Source organism: Variovorax sp. PBL-H6 (assembly GCF_901827155.1).
In the GTDB taxonomy this organism is placed as follows: domain Bacteria; phylum Pseudomonadota; class Gammaproteobacteria; order Burkholderiales; family Burkholderiaceae_C; genus Variovorax.
In genome coordinates, this window is sequence record NZ_LR594659.1 from 3441246 (window position 1) to 3454420 (window position 13175).

Below are 13175 nucleotides of genomic sequence, written 5' to 3' on the forward strand. Positions count from 1 at the left end.
TTCACAGGCAAGAAAGCGTATGCCGCTCTCCACCTTCCTTGTCGAAGACAACAAGACGATCCGCGACAACCTGATCCCTGCCCTCGAGGACCTGGTCGGCGCCCAGGTCGTCGGCTATGCCGACAGCGAAAACGATGCGGCCATCTGGCTCGCCTCGCATGCCGGCGAGTGGCAGCTGGTCGTGGTCGACGTCTTCCTGAAGCAGGGCTCCGGCCTCGGTGTGCTGAGAACCTGCAGGAAGCGCAGCGCAATCCAGCGGGCGGTGGTCCTGAGCAACTACGTCAATGCCGACATACGGGCACGCTGCGCCGCCTTGGGGGCCGATGCCGTGTTCGACAAGTCGAGGGAGCTCGAGGCCTTCTTCGACTACTGCAACGACGCCAGCCGCAGCGCCATGTAAAAGGGGCCCCGAAGGACCCCTTTTTGTGCAGATGAAGCGGCTTGCTTCAGCTCGCGCCGCGCACCACGGCGATCTGCGTGCGCGCGCCACCTTTGTAGGTGTAGATCGTCAGCGCGCCGTTCTTGATGTCGCCCTTCTCGTCGAAGGCGATCGGGCCGGTCACGCCCTTGTACTGGATCTTGCCGAGCTCCGGCAGGTATTTCTCCGGATCGGAAGAACCGGCCTTGACCATGGCCTCTGCGAGCACGTTGACCGCGTCGTACACGTACGGCGCGTAGATCTGCACATCGACGCCGTTCTTCGCCTTGAACTTGGTCTTGAAGTCCTCCAGCGGCTGCTTGAAGTCGCCCTCGACGCCGCCGGCTTCCGCGCAGACCACCATGTCTTCGCCGATCGCATCGCCGGCCAGCTTGGCCAGCTCGCCGGTGCACAGGCCGTCGCCGCCCATGAACTTGACGTTCAGGCCGAGCTGCTTGACCTGCTTGAGCATCGGGCCGCCCACGGCGTCCATGCCGCCGAAGAAGAGCACGTCGGGCTTGGCGCCCTTGAGCTTCGTCAGGATGGCGTTGAAGTCGGTCGATTTGTCGGTGGTGAACTCATGGCCGACGATCGTTCCGCCGGCGGCCTTGACGGCCTTCTCGAACTCTTCGGCGACGCCCTGGCCATAGGCGGTACGGTCGTCGATCACGGCGATGTTCTTGCCCTTGAGCGTGTCGACCGCGTACTTGCCCAGCGTGCCGCCGAGCTGCGTGTCGTCAGCCACCACGCGGAAGGTGGTCTTGAAGCCCTGCCGGGTGTACTTGGGGTTGGTCGCCGATGGCGAGACCTGCGGAATGCCGGCGTCGCTGTAGAGCTTGGAAGCTGGGATGGTCGTGCCCGAGTTGAGGTGGCCAACGATGCCGTTGACCTTGCTGTCGACCAGCTTCTGGGCGACCGCGGTGCCCTGCTTCGGATCGGCGGCATCGTCCTCGGCCAGCAGCTCGAACTTGGCGACCTTGTCGCCGATCTTGAGGCCCTTGGCGTTCAGGTCCTCGATGGCCATGCGCGCGCCGAGCTCGTTGTCCTTGCCGAGGTGGGCGATGGCGCCGCTGGTCGGACCGACGTGACCGATCTTGACCACCAATGCATCGGCCGGAGGAGCCGCGGGTGCAGGTGCTGCCGCCGTGGGCGCAGGTGCAGTCGCCGGTGCCGCTGCTTCTTCCTTCTTGCCACAAGCCACGAGCGTGAGTGCCGCGAGCGCGACTGCAGACCATTTCAATTGCATGAGGAACCTCCAAGTATTGGTGGAAAAGAACACTAGATACACGGCCTTTTGATCCGAGCGCGAACCCTCAGCAAGTTTCACGCCGCAGACCCTCAGCGCCTCGCGCCTTCGACCTGGCGCGCAGTGTAGCCCAAGGATCAGGGGCGAAAAGGTGGCGTTGACCCTGTGTTGTCGGACAGCTCCTGGGCGAGTGCTTGGCTCACCAGCTCGCGCAGCACCGTTTCGATTTCGTCGCGCAGGCGCGGGATCATGTTGTCGAGCTGTTGCTGAACGGCGGCTGACACCGTGTCGCTCAGGCGCTCCTCCAGAGCGAGATCGACACGTTGCAGCACGCGATGCAGCAGTTGCTCCTCGACCCGGAACGCATCGGCGTCCGACAGCAGGGCCTGCGGACCGAGAGCAACGGCCTGCGAAGGGTCCGCGATGGCGGCAGGCTCGGGAGTCGGCTGGCTCGCGGGGACAGACTCGCCCGGCACCTCGAGCACGGTGGTGAGCGTGGGCACGAAGCGTGGCGGGGTACGGCCGGACGTCACGCTGCACTCCCCGCGAAGTCGTGGCGCTGGATTGCATAGCCGCGGTCTGCGTAGTGCCGCCAGCGCGTGCGGCCGGCCAGCCGGTCGACGTCGTCGGCGCTCACGATGTCGATCAGCCGATCGAAGCGTTCGAAGCCGCCTGGCACTGCGTGACCCAGGTTCACGAGCACCTGGCGGTGCGGCAGCGGCGCATCACCGCTCTCGGCCAGCACCACCGGCGAGCGTGCGAGCGTGTGAGGCTCGCCATCGCTGCGGCAGTGGGCGATGAACTCCGCCGGTGCGAAGGTCCAGAGCGCGAGATCGACCGCTTCCAGCATCGGCAGATCGGCGACCACCACCACGCGCGCGCCACGCGCACCCACGGCCTTGCGTAGCAACCGGCAGGCGTAGTTCACCTTGTCCTGCGTGTTGAAGTGGAAGTCGATCTCGGTCATGGCCGTTACCGAGGCTTGGCGTGCTTGCGGGCCTTGCGCGGCACCGGCTGGGCGGCGCCTTGGCGAGCCCGCTCCAGCAGATACGACAGCAGCAGGCCGACAGGCCTTCCGGTGGCGCCCTTGGCAGCCCCGCTCTTCCACGCGGTGCCCGCGATGTCCAGGTGCGCCCAGGGAAAGTCGCCCGCGAAGCGCTGCAGGAACTTGGCGGCAGTAACCGCGCCGCCGGCGCGGCCGGCAACGTTCGCGACATCCGCGAAATTGGTCTTGAGGCCCTCGGCGTAGTCCTCGTCGAGCGGCATGCGCCAGCAGCGGTCCTGCGATGCCTCCCCGGCCGCCAGCAGCGCGTCGGCCAGCGCATCGTCGGTGGCGAAGAGGCCGCTGCGCACGCCGCCCAGCGCCACCACGCAAGCGCCGGTCAGCGTGGCGATGTCGACCACCACGGCGGGATCGAAGCGCTTGGCGTAGGTCAGCGCGTCGCACAGGATCAGGCGCCCCTCTGCATCGGTGTTGAGGATCTCGATGGTCTGCCCGCTCATGCTGGTGATCACGTCGCCGGGCTTGATCGCGCGGCCGTCGTTCATGTTCTCGCAGGTCGGGATCAGCCCCACGACGTTGAGCGCAGGGCGGATCTCGGCGAGCGCGCGGAACACGCCCAGCACGCTGGCGGCGCCGCACATGTCGAACTTCATTTCGTCCATCTCGGCTGCCGGCTTGAGCGAGACGCCGCCGGTGTCGAAGGTGATGCCCTTGCCCACCAGCACCACCGGCGCCTCATCCTTGGGCGCGCCCTGATAACGCAGCACGATGAAACGCAGCGGCTCGGCCGAGCCCTGCGCCACTGCGCTGAACGCGCCCATGCCGAGCTTCTGGACCTCCTTCGGCCCCAGCACCTCGCACTTCAGCTGCGGCGCGGCGGCGAGCTTCTGCGCGGCCTCGGCCAGCATCGCGGGGGTGCAGTGGTTGCCCGGCCGGTTGGCCCATTCCTTGGCCAGCTCGATGCCCGCGACCGTGGCTGCGGCCTCGTCGAAGCCCTCCCGCAGCGCCGCCGAATCGGCCACGCCGAAGCTCAGTTGGCGAATTGAGCGTGGCTCGGGCTTGGACTTGGTGGCGGTGTAGACATAGCTCGCGTCGGTCGCAGCGATGACCGCGCTGCGCAGTCCTGCCGCGTCGGTGGACTGGGCAAAGACGATCGCCACCCGCTTGGGGTCCGCTGCCTTGACCGCGGCGACGGCGGCCAGCACGGCGGTGCGCACCGAGGCAGGCTTGCCGTCGCCCACCGAGGCCAGCAGTACGCGCGTGGCTGCCACGCCCTGCGGACGGTACAAGGCCAGCAGCTTGCCGGCCTTGTCGCCCAGGTCGCCGGCCTTGCGGGCTTCGGCGATTAGCGTCGCGATCACATCCTTGGAGGGGGAGATTCCAGCTGCGGCGAGCACGATCAGCGCATCGCATTTCTCATTGGCAGCCTGGCTGGTGGAGAGGGTCTTGAGTTGAAAGTCCATAATCCTTTTTTTCCCTCGACGATGTTATTCCATTCCTCCATACGCAAGGAGCTGTCGCGCAGCTTCGGAGCCACGCTGGTCGTGCTGATCACCATCGTGATGACCATGATGCTGATCCGCACGCTCGGCCTGGCGGCCCGGGGCAGCGTGAACCCCTCCGAGGTCTTTCTGGTGATGACCTACACGGTGCTCGGCTACATGCCCACCATCCTGAGCCTCAGCCTTTTCGTCTCCATCGTGGGCACGCTGTCGCGCATGTACCGCGACAGCGAGATGGTGATCTGGTTCTCCAGCGGTCGCGGCCTTGCCGAATTCGCGCCACCGCTGTTCCGTTTCGCATGGCCGATCCTCCTGCTGATTGCCGTGTTCGCGCTGGTCGGCTGGCCCTGGGCCAACTCGCAGACGCAGGGCATGCGGGACCAGTACCAGCGCCGCAGCGACATCGAACGCGTGGCGCCCGGCGAGTTCCGCGAGTCGGCCGGGCGCCTGCGGGTGTTCTTCATCGACAAGGACACGCCCGACAGCGCAACGGCCAGCAATGTGTTCATTTCCTCGCTCGAGCGGGGCTTGCAGATCATCACCTCTGCGCAAAGCGGCCGCATCGAGAGCATCGGCGACTCGCGCTACCTGATGCTGAGCAATGGACAGCGGCTCGAACGCCCGCTGCTGCCCGGGGAACTCAAGATCAGCGAGTTCCGCAGCTACGGCGCCAAGGTCGGCAGCGGCATCGATCCCTCCGATGGCGCGGCGCCGCTGCGCGCCAAGACGACCCTGAACCTGATTCGAGAGCCCAGCGTGGCTGCTAACGGCGAGGTGGCCTGGCGCATCGGCATGGTGCTGGCGGCCATCAACTTCGTGCTGCTCGCGCTGACCGTGTCGAGCGCGAATCCCCGCGTGGGTCGCAGCGGGAACCTGCTTTTTGCCCTCTGCGCCTTCGTCCTCTACTACAACCTGCTCAATCTCGGCCAGAACTGGGTCAGCATGGGCCGCTACAGCATGGGCGGCTTCATGCTGGCGCTGCATGGCGGCGCGCTGGGACTCGCCCTGCTCTGGCTCGCCAAACGCCATTTCAACTGGAGCTGGCGCCCGTTCCCCGTTCGCAGCCGGTCGCCGGCGAGTTCCGAAACGTGAAAACCATTCGCCGACTGATCTACGTCGAGGTGCTGAAGGCGGTGGCCTTCGTGACCTTGGGCTTCCTGAGCCTGTTCTTCTTCTTCGACTTCGTCGATGAGCTGCAGTCCATCGGCCAGCCTGGCACCCTGGGCTACGGCGCTGCCCAGGCCCTGATGTACGTCGCCCTGCTCATCCCGAGCCACCTTTACGAGCTGCTGCCGATCGCGGTGCTGATCGGCACCATCTTCGTGATGGCACGGCTGGCGCAGAGCTCCGAGTACACGATCCTGCGCACCAGCGGCCTCGGCCCATGGCGCGCGCTGCGCACGCTGCTCGTGCTGGGCCTCGGCTTCGTGTTCCTGACCTTCGCGGTAGGCGACTATGTCTCGCCGGCTTCAGACCGCACCGCCCAGTTGCTGAAGTCGCGCTACCAGGGCACTTTTTCGATGGTGGGCTACACCGGCGCGTGGCTCAGGGAGAAACAGGGCGACAAGTCCTATGCGGTGAACGTGGCCTCGATCTCGCGCAACGGCACGCTGAAGGATCTGCGCATCTTCGAGTTCGGCGCCAAGGGCCTGCTGGTCTCTCACACCTCCGCCTCACAGGCGCACATCTCCAATGGCATGTGGACGCTGATCGGCGTCGAGCAGCAGCAGTACGACACGGGCAATGCCGACAAGGCCCGCGTCACCACCACGCAAACCCCCGTCGTGAACTGGCCGACCTCACTCACCAACGAAATGGTGTCGGTCGCGCTGCTGCGGCCCGACCGCATGCGCACGATCGACCTGTTCGAATACATCCAGCACCTCGATGCCAACGGACAGACCGCACAGCGCTACGAAATCGAGTTTTGGCGCAAGGTTTTCTATCCGTTGTCGTGCCTTGTGATGGTGGTGCTCGCCCTGCCCTTCGCCTACCTGCATTTCCGCCAGGCCGGAATCACCGCATACGTGTTCGGCGGCGTGATGATCGGCATCAGCTTCTTCCTGCTGAACAACGTGTTCGGCTACCTCGGCAACTTGAGCAACTGGTGGCCCTGGATCACGGCCGCGGCCCCTGGTTTGATCTATTCGGTGATGTCGCTGGCGGCCTTCACCTGGCTGGTGCTGCGGCGCTAGGGGCGCGCATGCAGAAACGCGGTCTCGGCATCGTGCTGCTCGCGCACGGCTCGCGCGATATCCGCTGGCGAGCGCCGGTCGAAGCCGTGGCGCGGCGGGTTGCCGATCGCGACGCGTCGGTCGAGGTACGCTGCGCTTACCTCGAGCTGTCGCAGCCCGACCTGAAAACCGCCGTGGCCGATCTGGTCGCCGGTGGCGCACAGGCGGTGCGCATCATGCCGCTCTTCCTCGGCATGGGGAAGCATCTGCGCGAAGACCTGCCGCGCCTGCTCGAAGAAGTGCGCGCACTGCACCCGCAGGTGCCGGTGGAACTGACACCTTCCGTCGGCGAAGAGCCCGAGGTGCTCGAACTCTTGGCGCGGCTCGCACTCGGATCCTGAAGCTTCGATGCTTTCGATAGACTGAGAAGGCATAATAAATTCGGAAATAAGACGGAATTTGTTATGAATCTTCATCAGTTCAGGTTCGTGCAGGAGGCGGTACGTCGCAACCTCAACCTGACCGAGGCGGCCAAGGCGTTGCACACCTCCCAGCCCGGTGTATCCAAGGCGATCATCGAACTCGAGGAAGAACTCGGCGTCGAGATCTTCGCTCGCCACGGCAAGCGCCTGAAGCGGGTGACCGAGCCGGGCCAGCACGTGCTCGCGAGCATCGAGCTCATCATGCGCGAGGTGGGCAACCTCAAGCGCATCGGGGAACAGTTCAGCGCGCAGGACAGCGGCACCCTCTCGATCGCCACCACCCACACGCAGGCCCGCTACGTGCTGCCGGTCCCGGTGGCCAGGCTGCGCGAGGCCTACCCCAAGGTCAATGTGAGCCTGCATCAGGGCTCGCCCGACCAGGTGGCGCGGATGGTGATGGACGAGATCGCCGAGGTCGGCATCGCCACCGAGTCGCTCGCGGACTACACGGATCTCGTGACTCTCCCCTGCTATGAGTGGCAGCACGTACTGGTGCTCCCCAAGAGCCATCCGCTGGCGGACAAGGAGCGCATCCATCTCGAGGACCTCGCGGCCGAGCCCATCATCACCTATCACCCCTCCTTCACCGGACGCACGCGCATCGACCATGCCTTCGCTCAGAAGAAGCTCGCGCCGCGCATTGCGCTGGAGGCGATTGACTCTGACGTGATCAAGACTTACGTACGCCTCGGCCTGGGCGTCGGTATCGTGGCCGAGATGGCGGTGCGCGACGACTCCAACGCGGACCTGGTGGTGCGGCCGATGGGCCATCTGTTCGGCACCAACATCGCGCGTGTGGCCTTCAAGCGGAGCGCCTATCTACGCAATTTCGTCTTCAAATTTGCCGAGCTGCTGTCGGACCGGCTCGACCGCAACCTGATCGCCAAGGCACTGGCTGGTCACAACCAGGACTACGAACTGTGAGCAATGCAACTGCCCGCACCCCCGACGTGCAGACCAAGCTGCCGAGCGTCGGCACCACGATCTTCACCGTGATGTCGGCGCTGGCCACCGAGAAGAACGCCGTCAACCTCGGCCAGGGCTTCCCCGATTTCGAATGCGATCCCAAGCTGCTGGACGCGGTGACTGCCGCCATGGCCGCCGGCCACAACCAGTACCCGCCGATGCCCGGCATCCTGCCGCTGCGCGAGGCGATCGCCGCGAAAATCGAGGCGCTCTACGACCATCGCTACGACCCCGCGAGCGAGATCACCATCACCGCCGGCGCCACGCAGGCCATCATCACCGCCATCCTTGCGGTGGTGCGTGCGGGCGACGAGGTGATCGTGCTCGAGCCCTGTTACGACAGCTACGCGCCCAATATCGAGCTGGCCGGAGGCACGGTCGTGCGGGTGCCGCTCACCCCCGGCACCTTCCGCCCCGACTTCGACAGGATTGCGGCGGCGCTCACGCCGCGCACGCGCGCGATCGTCGTCAACACACCGCACAACCCCAGCGCGACCGTGTGGACCGAGGCCGAGATGCGCCGGCTCGATGAGCTTCTCGCGCCGACCGACGTGCTGGTGATCAGCGACGAGGTTTACGAGCACATGGTCTACGCCGGCGCACGCCACGAGAGCGCGGCACGCTTCCCCGGCCTGGCGGCGCGCAGCTTCATCGTCAGCAGCTTCGGCAAGACCTACCACGTGACAGGCTGGAAGGTCGGCTATGTCGCGGCGCCGGCGCCGCTCACGGCCGAGTTCCGCAAGGTGCACCAGTTCAACGTGTTCACCGTCAACACGCCGATGCAGCACGCGCTCGCCAGCTACATGGCCGACCCGGCGCCCTACCTGGAGCTGCCGGCCTTCTACCAGCGCAAGCGCGACCTCTTCGCCGAGGGACTGGCGAAGACCCGGTTCAAGCTGCTGCCGAGCGCCGGCACCTACTTCCAGTGCGTCGACATCCGCGAGGTCAGCGACTTGGGCGAAGCCGATTTCTGCCAGTGGCTCACCCGCGAGATCGGCGTTGCCGCCATCCCGCTGTCGGCCTTTTACGCTGAGGGCTTCGACCAGCGCGTGGTGCGCTTCTGCTTCGCCAAGAAAGACGAGACGCTCAGGACGGCGCTCGACCGGCTGGCCCGGCTCTGACACGAACGGTAGGAGAGTCCTGACCGGCAAAGGGCGCGCCTTCCGGCGGCAAAAAGCCCCGCTGGCAATGACCATGGGCTTCTCGGAACACAACACCAAGGAGTCATCCATGTCGCTCTCGCTGATCCTGCTGATCGTCCTGATCCTGCTGCTGGTAGGCGCTCTGCCGAGCTGGGGCTACAGCCGCAGCTGGGGCTACGGGCCGAGCGGCGGGCTGGGCCTGGTGGTGCTGGTGGTGATCGTGCTTCTCCTGATGGGGCGCATATAGAAATGGAACGCGGCGCTAGCCAGCGCCGCATCGGCAAGGCCCACCACCGGTGGGCTTTTTTTCGCCCGCCGTCCCTGATTCTCAGCCCTGAAGCTGCGCCCACAGCTTGTCAAGCCGCTTGATGCTCACCGGCTGTGGCGTGCGCAGCTCTTGCGCGAAGAAGCTCACCCGCAACTCCTCGAGCAGCCAGCGGAACTCGTCCATGCGATCGTCCACTGCACCCTTGCGCTCGGCCACCAAGCGCCAGTAGCGCTGCTCCTGTGGCCGCAGCTCCGCGAGCCGCTGGGCGTCGCGGACCGGGTCGGCTCGCAGCTTGTCGAGCCGCATGCTGATGGCCTTCAGATAGCGCGCGAAGTGCGCCAGCCGCGGCCAAGGCGTCTGCGCGACGAAGCGCTTGCCCACCAGGCGCTGCAGCTGCTGCGCGGCATCCGCTGTCGCCTCGGGCTGGATCTTGGTGTCCTTGATCTTGCGCGCGGCCAGCGTGTATTCCGCGAGGATGATGCCGGCAAGGCGTGCGATCTCGTTGGCGATGAGCGTGAGCCGTCCGCGCCCTTCCTCAACGCGGCGTTCGAAGGCGGCCGCATCGGCCGGCAGCGGCTCCTGCAGGAAGGCCCGTTCCAGCGCCACCTCGATGATCTGCGCGCGCAGTTCCTCAGCCGTGCCCAGCGGCATGTACGCCACCGCCATCTTCTGCAAGTCTGGAATGTTCTTCTCGAGGTACTTGAGGGCGTCCTTGAGCTGCAACGCGACCAGGCGACGCAGGCCGGCCCGATGCTTTGCGGCGGCCACCGCCGGCTCGTCGAAGACCTCGATCGTCACGGCGTCGCCGTCGTCGACGAGGGCCGGGAACCCGATCAGCGACTGGGCGCCGCGCCGCACTTCCATCAGCTCGGGAAGCTCGCCAAAGCTCCAGCTCGTGTAGCGCTGGCCCGCGGGCAGTGCCGGCGGGGCATCGGCCTTCGTCGCGGCGCGGCTCGCCGTCTGCGTCTGCCCGGCATCCACCGCGGGTGACGCGTCCGGCGAGACCTTCACCTGCAGGCCTGCCAGCGCCTGGAAGGCACCGCGCGCCTGCGCGCCCAGCTCCGCCTTCAGTGCACCGAGGTTGCGGCCCATGCCCAACTGCCGGCCGTGCTCGTCGACCACGCGCAGATTCATGAACAGATGGGGCGGCAGCATGTCGAGCTTGAAGTCGGCGCGCTTGACGTCCAGGCCGGTCTCGTTGCGCACCCGCTTGAGCAGCGCCTCGGTCAGCGAGCCCTGGCCGAAGGCCTCCGGTGCACCAAGCGCCCCGGCCAGCCGCGCAGCTGATTCGGGCAGCGGTACCAGCCGTGCGCGCGGCTTCTGCGGCAGGCTCTTGAGAAGCGCCTGCACCTTGTCCTTGAGCATGCCCGAGACCAGCCACTCGCAGCGCTCATCGCTGACCTGGTTCAGCACGAAGAGGGGCACGGTCACCGTCAACCCGTCCCTGGGATCGCCGGGCTCGTGCAGATAGGTTGCGGCGCAGTCCACGCCGCCCAATCGCAGTGTCGGCGGAAAGGACTGTGTCGTGATCCCCGCCGCCTGGTGGCGCATCAGCTCCTCGCGCGTCAGGTAGAGAAGCTTCGGCGCCTCCTTCGAGGCCTGGCGGTACCAGCTCTCGAATGCGAAGCCGCTGGCCACGTCGGCAGGCAACTGGGCGTCGTAGAAGGCGTAGATCAGCTCGTCGTCGACCAGCACGTCCTGACGGCGGGACTTGTGCTCCAGCCCTTCGACTTCGCGCACCAGCTTTCGATTGGCAGCCAGGAAAGGCAGTTTGCTTTCCCACTGGCCGCCGACCAGCGCTTCGCGGATGAAGATCTCGCGCGCCGCGACCGGATCGATGCGGCTGAATTCCACGCGCCGACCGCTGTAGACGACCAGCCCGTAAAGGGTCGCGCGCTCGAGCGCAGCGACCTGCGCGCTCTTCTTCTCCCAGTGCGGATCGAGGAGTTGCTTCTTCAGCAGGTGGCCGGCCACCTGCTCCAGCCATGAAGGCTCGATGTTGGCGATGCCGCGGCCGAAGAGGCGCGTGGTCTCCACCAGCTCGGCGCAGACGATCCAGCGGCCGGGCTTCTTCTTGAGGTGCGCGCCGGGATGCCGGTGGAACTTGATGCCGCGGGCGCCGAGGTAGGCCTCCTCTTCCTCCATCTTCCAGCCCACATTGCCGAGCAGCCCCGACAACATGGACAGGTGCAGCGCTTCGTAGCTCGCGGGCGTGCTGTTGATGCGCCATTTGTGCTCCGTCACCACCGTGAGCAGCTGCGAATGGATGTCGCGCCACTCGCGGACGCGGCGGACGTTGATGAAGTTCTGCCGCAGGAGCTGTTCGTATTGGCGGTTGCTGAGCTTGTGGGTCGGTGTGCCCGTCTTGCCTTCTCCACCTCTGGGGATGGACTGGGGCGGGGGCACTCCACCGCGCGCATCGTGAATCCACTGCCATAGCCGCAGGTACCCGCTGAACTCGCTCTTCTCGTCATCGAACTTGGCGTGCGCCTGGTCTGCCTGCTGCTGCGCATCGAGAGGCCGGTCTCGCACGTCCTGCACCGACAGCGCGCTGGCGATCACCAGCACCTCCTCGAGCGCGCCGCGCGTGCGCGCCTCCAGGATCATGCGGCCGACGCGCGGATCCAGCGGCAGCTTCGCCAGCTCCATGCCCATCGGCGTGAGCTCGTTCGCATCGTCGACCGCACCGAGCTCGTTGAGCAGCTGGTAGCCGTCGGCAATGGCGCGCCGCTGCGGCGCCTCGAGGAAGGGAAAGCGCTCGACATCCCCCAGATGCAGCGATTTCATGCGCAGGATCACGCCAGCCAGCGAGGAGCGAAGGATCTCCGGATCGGTGAAGCGCGGGCGCCCTTCGAAGTCCTTCTCGTCGTAGAGCCGGATGCAGATGCCATCGGCCACCCGCCCGCAGCGGCCGGCGCGCTGGTTGGCGGCGGCCTGGCTGATCGGCTCGACCAGCAACTGCTCCACCTTGCTGCGGAAGCTGTAGCGCTTGACGCGCGCCGTGCCGGCATCGATCACGTAGCGGATGCCCGGCACCGTCAGCGAGGTCTCGGCGACGTTGGTCGCCAGCACGATGCGACGGCCGCCGTGGCTGTCGAAGATGCGGTCTTGCTCGGCCTGCGAAAGGCGCGCGAACAGCGGCAGCACCTCGGCGTTGCGCAGCAGCGGCTGATGGCTCAGATGCTTGCGAAGGTGGTCCGCGGCCTCGCGGATCTCGCGCTCGCCCGGGAGAAAGACCAGGATATCGCCGCCATCCCGCGGGTCGCGCCAGAGCTCGTCGACGCCGTCGGCGATCGCGTCGTTGAGATCGTGGTCGCGCGACTCCTCGAAGGGACGGTAGCGCTGCTCGACCGGGTACATCCGGCCAGAGACATAGATCGTCGGTGCAGGACCTTTTGCAGATGCGAAATGCTGCGCAAAGCGCTCGGCATCGATGGTCGCCGAGGTCACGATCACCTTGAGATCCGGCCGCCGCGGCAGGATCTCGCGCAGGTAGCCCAACAGGAAATCAATGTTGAGCGAGCGCTCGTGCGCCTCGTCGATGATCAGCGTGTCGTAGGCCTTGAGCAGCGGATCGGTTTGCGTCTCGGCCAGCAGGATGCCATCGGTCATCAGCTTGACCGAGGCGTCGCGCGACAGGCGGTCCTGGAAGCGCACCTTGTAGCCGACCACCTCGCCGAGCGGCGTCTTCAGCTCTTCCGCAATGCGCTTCGCTACCGAAGAGGCTGCGATGCGCCGCGGCTGCGTGTGGCCGATCAGCCGGCCCCGCCCGGGCGGGGCGTTGAGCTTGCCGCGGCCCATTGCCAGGGCGATCTTCGGCAATTGCGTGGTCTTGCCCGACCCGGTCTCGCCACAGACGATAACGACCTGATGACCGGCAATAGCGGCCATGATTTCGTCGCGCCGCGCCGACACCGGCAGGGATTCTGGAAATTCGATTCGGAGCGCAGTCGAGGACAAGGCAGCAGTTCGGG

At 66.3% G+C, this 13175-nt stretch carries 12 protein-coding genes; 7 read left to right on the top strand and 5 right to left on the bottom strand.

Annotated features, from left to right (window positions below; genetic code table 11):
• Nucleotides 1-19: 19 nt before the first annotated feature.
• Nucleotides 20-400, top strand: a complete 381-nt coding sequence (locus tag G3W89_RS16155; RefSeq protein WP_162575141.1) for a response regulator — start codon at nucleotides 20-22, stop codon at nucleotides 398-400.
• Between the two features lie 46 nt (nucleotides 401-446).
• On the opposite strand, the gene G3W89_RS16160 is transcribed toward G3W89_RS16155, so the two are convergent.
• The 4 genes from G3W89_RS16160 to G3W89_RS16175 all read right to left on the bottom strand — a co-directional run bounded on the left by G3W89_RS16160 (nucleotide 447) and on the right by G3W89_RS16175 (nucleotide 4130).
• Entirely contained in the window at nucleotides 447-1664 is a 1218-nt protein-coding gene (locus tag G3W89_RS16160; RefSeq protein ID WP_162575142.1) for a branched-chain amino acid ABC transporter substrate-binding protein, read from the bottom strand.
• Nucleotides 1665-1801: 137 nt separating this feature from the next.
• Nucleotides 1802-2197, bottom strand: a complete 396-nt coding sequence (locus G3W89_RS16165; protein ID WP_162575143.1) for a hypothetical protein — start codon at nucleotides 2195-2197, stop codon at nucleotides 1802-1804.
• Nucleotides 2194-2631, bottom strand: coding sequence for a DNA polymerase III subunit chi (locus G3W89_RS16170; protein WP_162575144.1), 438 nt, complete (start codon nucleotides 2629-2631; stop codon nucleotides 2194-2196). The genes G3W89_RS16165 and G3W89_RS16170 overlap by 4 nt, the downstream gene beginning before the upstream one ends.
• A gap of 5 nt (nucleotides 2632-2636) precedes the next feature.
• Complete coding sequence (locus G3W89_RS16175; protein WP_162575145.1) at nucleotides 2637-4130, bottom strand: leucyl aminopeptidase; 1494 nt, start codon at nucleotides 4128-4130, stop codon at nucleotides 2637-2639.
• Nucleotides 4131-4151: 21 nt separating this feature from the next.
• Between G3W89_RS16175 and lptF the strand changes: the two genes are divergently transcribed.
• From lptF to G3W89_RS16205, 6 genes are all read left to right on the top strand, one after another.
• Nucleotides 4152-5261 carry an LPS export ABC transporter permease LptF gene (lptF, locus tag G3W89_RS16180; RefSeq protein WP_162575146.1) on the top strand — a complete coding sequence of 370 codons (1110 nt, stop codon included), beginning with the start codon at nucleotides 4152-4154 and terminating at the stop codon, nucleotides 5259-5261.
• Complete coding sequence (gene lptG, locus G3W89_RS16185; RefSeq protein ID WP_162575147.1) at nucleotides 5258-6364, top strand: LPS export ABC transporter permease LptG; 1107 nt, start codon at nucleotides 5258-5260, stop codon at nucleotides 6362-6364. Before lptF ends, lptG begins: the two co-directional genes overlap by 4 nt.
• An 8-nt stretch (nucleotides 6365-6372) precedes the next feature.
• Nucleotides 6373-6744 (top strand): sirohydrochlorin chelatase, encoded by a 372-nt coding sequence (locus G3W89_RS16190; RefSeq protein WP_162575148.1) that lies wholly within the window; start codon nucleotides 6373-6375, stop codon nucleotides 6742-6744.
• Between the two features lie 63 nt (nucleotides 6745-6807).
• Nucleotides 6808-7749, top strand: coding sequence for a CysB family HTH-type transcriptional regulator (locus G3W89_RS16195; RefSeq protein ID WP_162575149.1), 942 nt, complete (start codon nucleotides 6808-6810; stop codon nucleotides 7747-7749).
• The gene (locus G3W89_RS16200) at nucleotides 7746-8912 is read left to right on the top strand and encodes a pyridoxal phosphate-dependent aminotransferase (RefSeq protein ID WP_162575150.1); all 1167 of its coding nucleotides are present in this window, start codon (nucleotides 7746-7748) and stop codon (nucleotides 8910-8912) included. Before G3W89_RS16195 ends, G3W89_RS16200 begins: the two co-directional genes overlap by 4 nt.
• Before the next feature lie 109 nt (nucleotides 8913-9021).
• Nucleotides 9022-9180, top strand: coding sequence for a DUF3309 family protein (locus G3W89_RS16205; RefSeq protein ID WP_106556648.1), 159 nt, complete (start codon nucleotides 9022-9024; stop codon nucleotides 9178-9180).
• Nucleotides 9181-9261: 81 nt separating this feature from the next.
• Here the strand turns inward: G3W89_RS16205 and hrpA are convergent, their stop codons facing one another.
• Nucleotides 9262-13092 (bottom strand): ATP-dependent RNA helicase HrpA, encoded by a 3831-nt coding sequence (hrpA, locus tag G3W89_RS16210; RefSeq protein WP_232076572.1) that lies wholly within the window; start codon nucleotides 13090-13092, stop codon nucleotides 9262-9264.
• Between the last annotated feature and the right edge of the window lie 83 nt (nucleotides 13093-13175).

Bases quoted from the DNA above. Each gene is read 5' to 3' on its own strand.
- hrpA (WP_232076572.1), bottom strand. From the start codon at position 13,092: ATGGCCGCTATTGCCGGTCATCAGGTCGTTATCGTCTGTGGCGAGACC.
- G3W89_RS16160 (WP_162575142.1), bottom strand. From the start codon at position 1,664: ATGCAATTGAAATGGTCTGCAGTCGCGCTCGCGGCACTCACGCTCGTG.
- G3W89_RS16170 (WP_162575144.1), bottom strand. From the start codon at position 2,631: ATGACCGAGATCGACTTCCACTTCAACACGCAGGACAAGGTGAACTAC.
- G3W89_RS16190 (WP_162575148.1), top strand. From the start codon at position 6,373: ATGCAGAAACGCGGTCTCGGCATCGTGCTGCTCGCGCACGGCTCGCGC.
- G3W89_RS16205 (WP_106556648.1), top strand. From the start codon at position 9,022: ATGTCGCTCTCGCTGATCCTGCTGATCGTCCTGATCCTGCTGCTGGTA.
- G3W89_RS16155 (WP_162575141.1), top strand. From the start codon at position 20: ATGCCGCTCTCCACCTTCCTTGTCGAAGACAACAAGACGATCCGCGAC.
- G3W89_RS16195 (WP_162575149.1), top strand. From the start codon at position 6,808: ATGAATCTTCATCAGTTCAGGTTCGTGCAGGAGGCGGTACGTCGCAAC.
- lptF (WP_162575146.1), top strand. From the start codon at position 4,152: ATGTTATTCCATTCCTCCATACGCAAGGAGCTGTCGCGCAGCTTCGGA.
- G3W89_RS16175 (WP_162575145.1), bottom strand. From the start codon at position 4,130: ATGGACTTTCAACTCAAGACCCTCTCCACCAGCCAGGCTGCCAATGAG.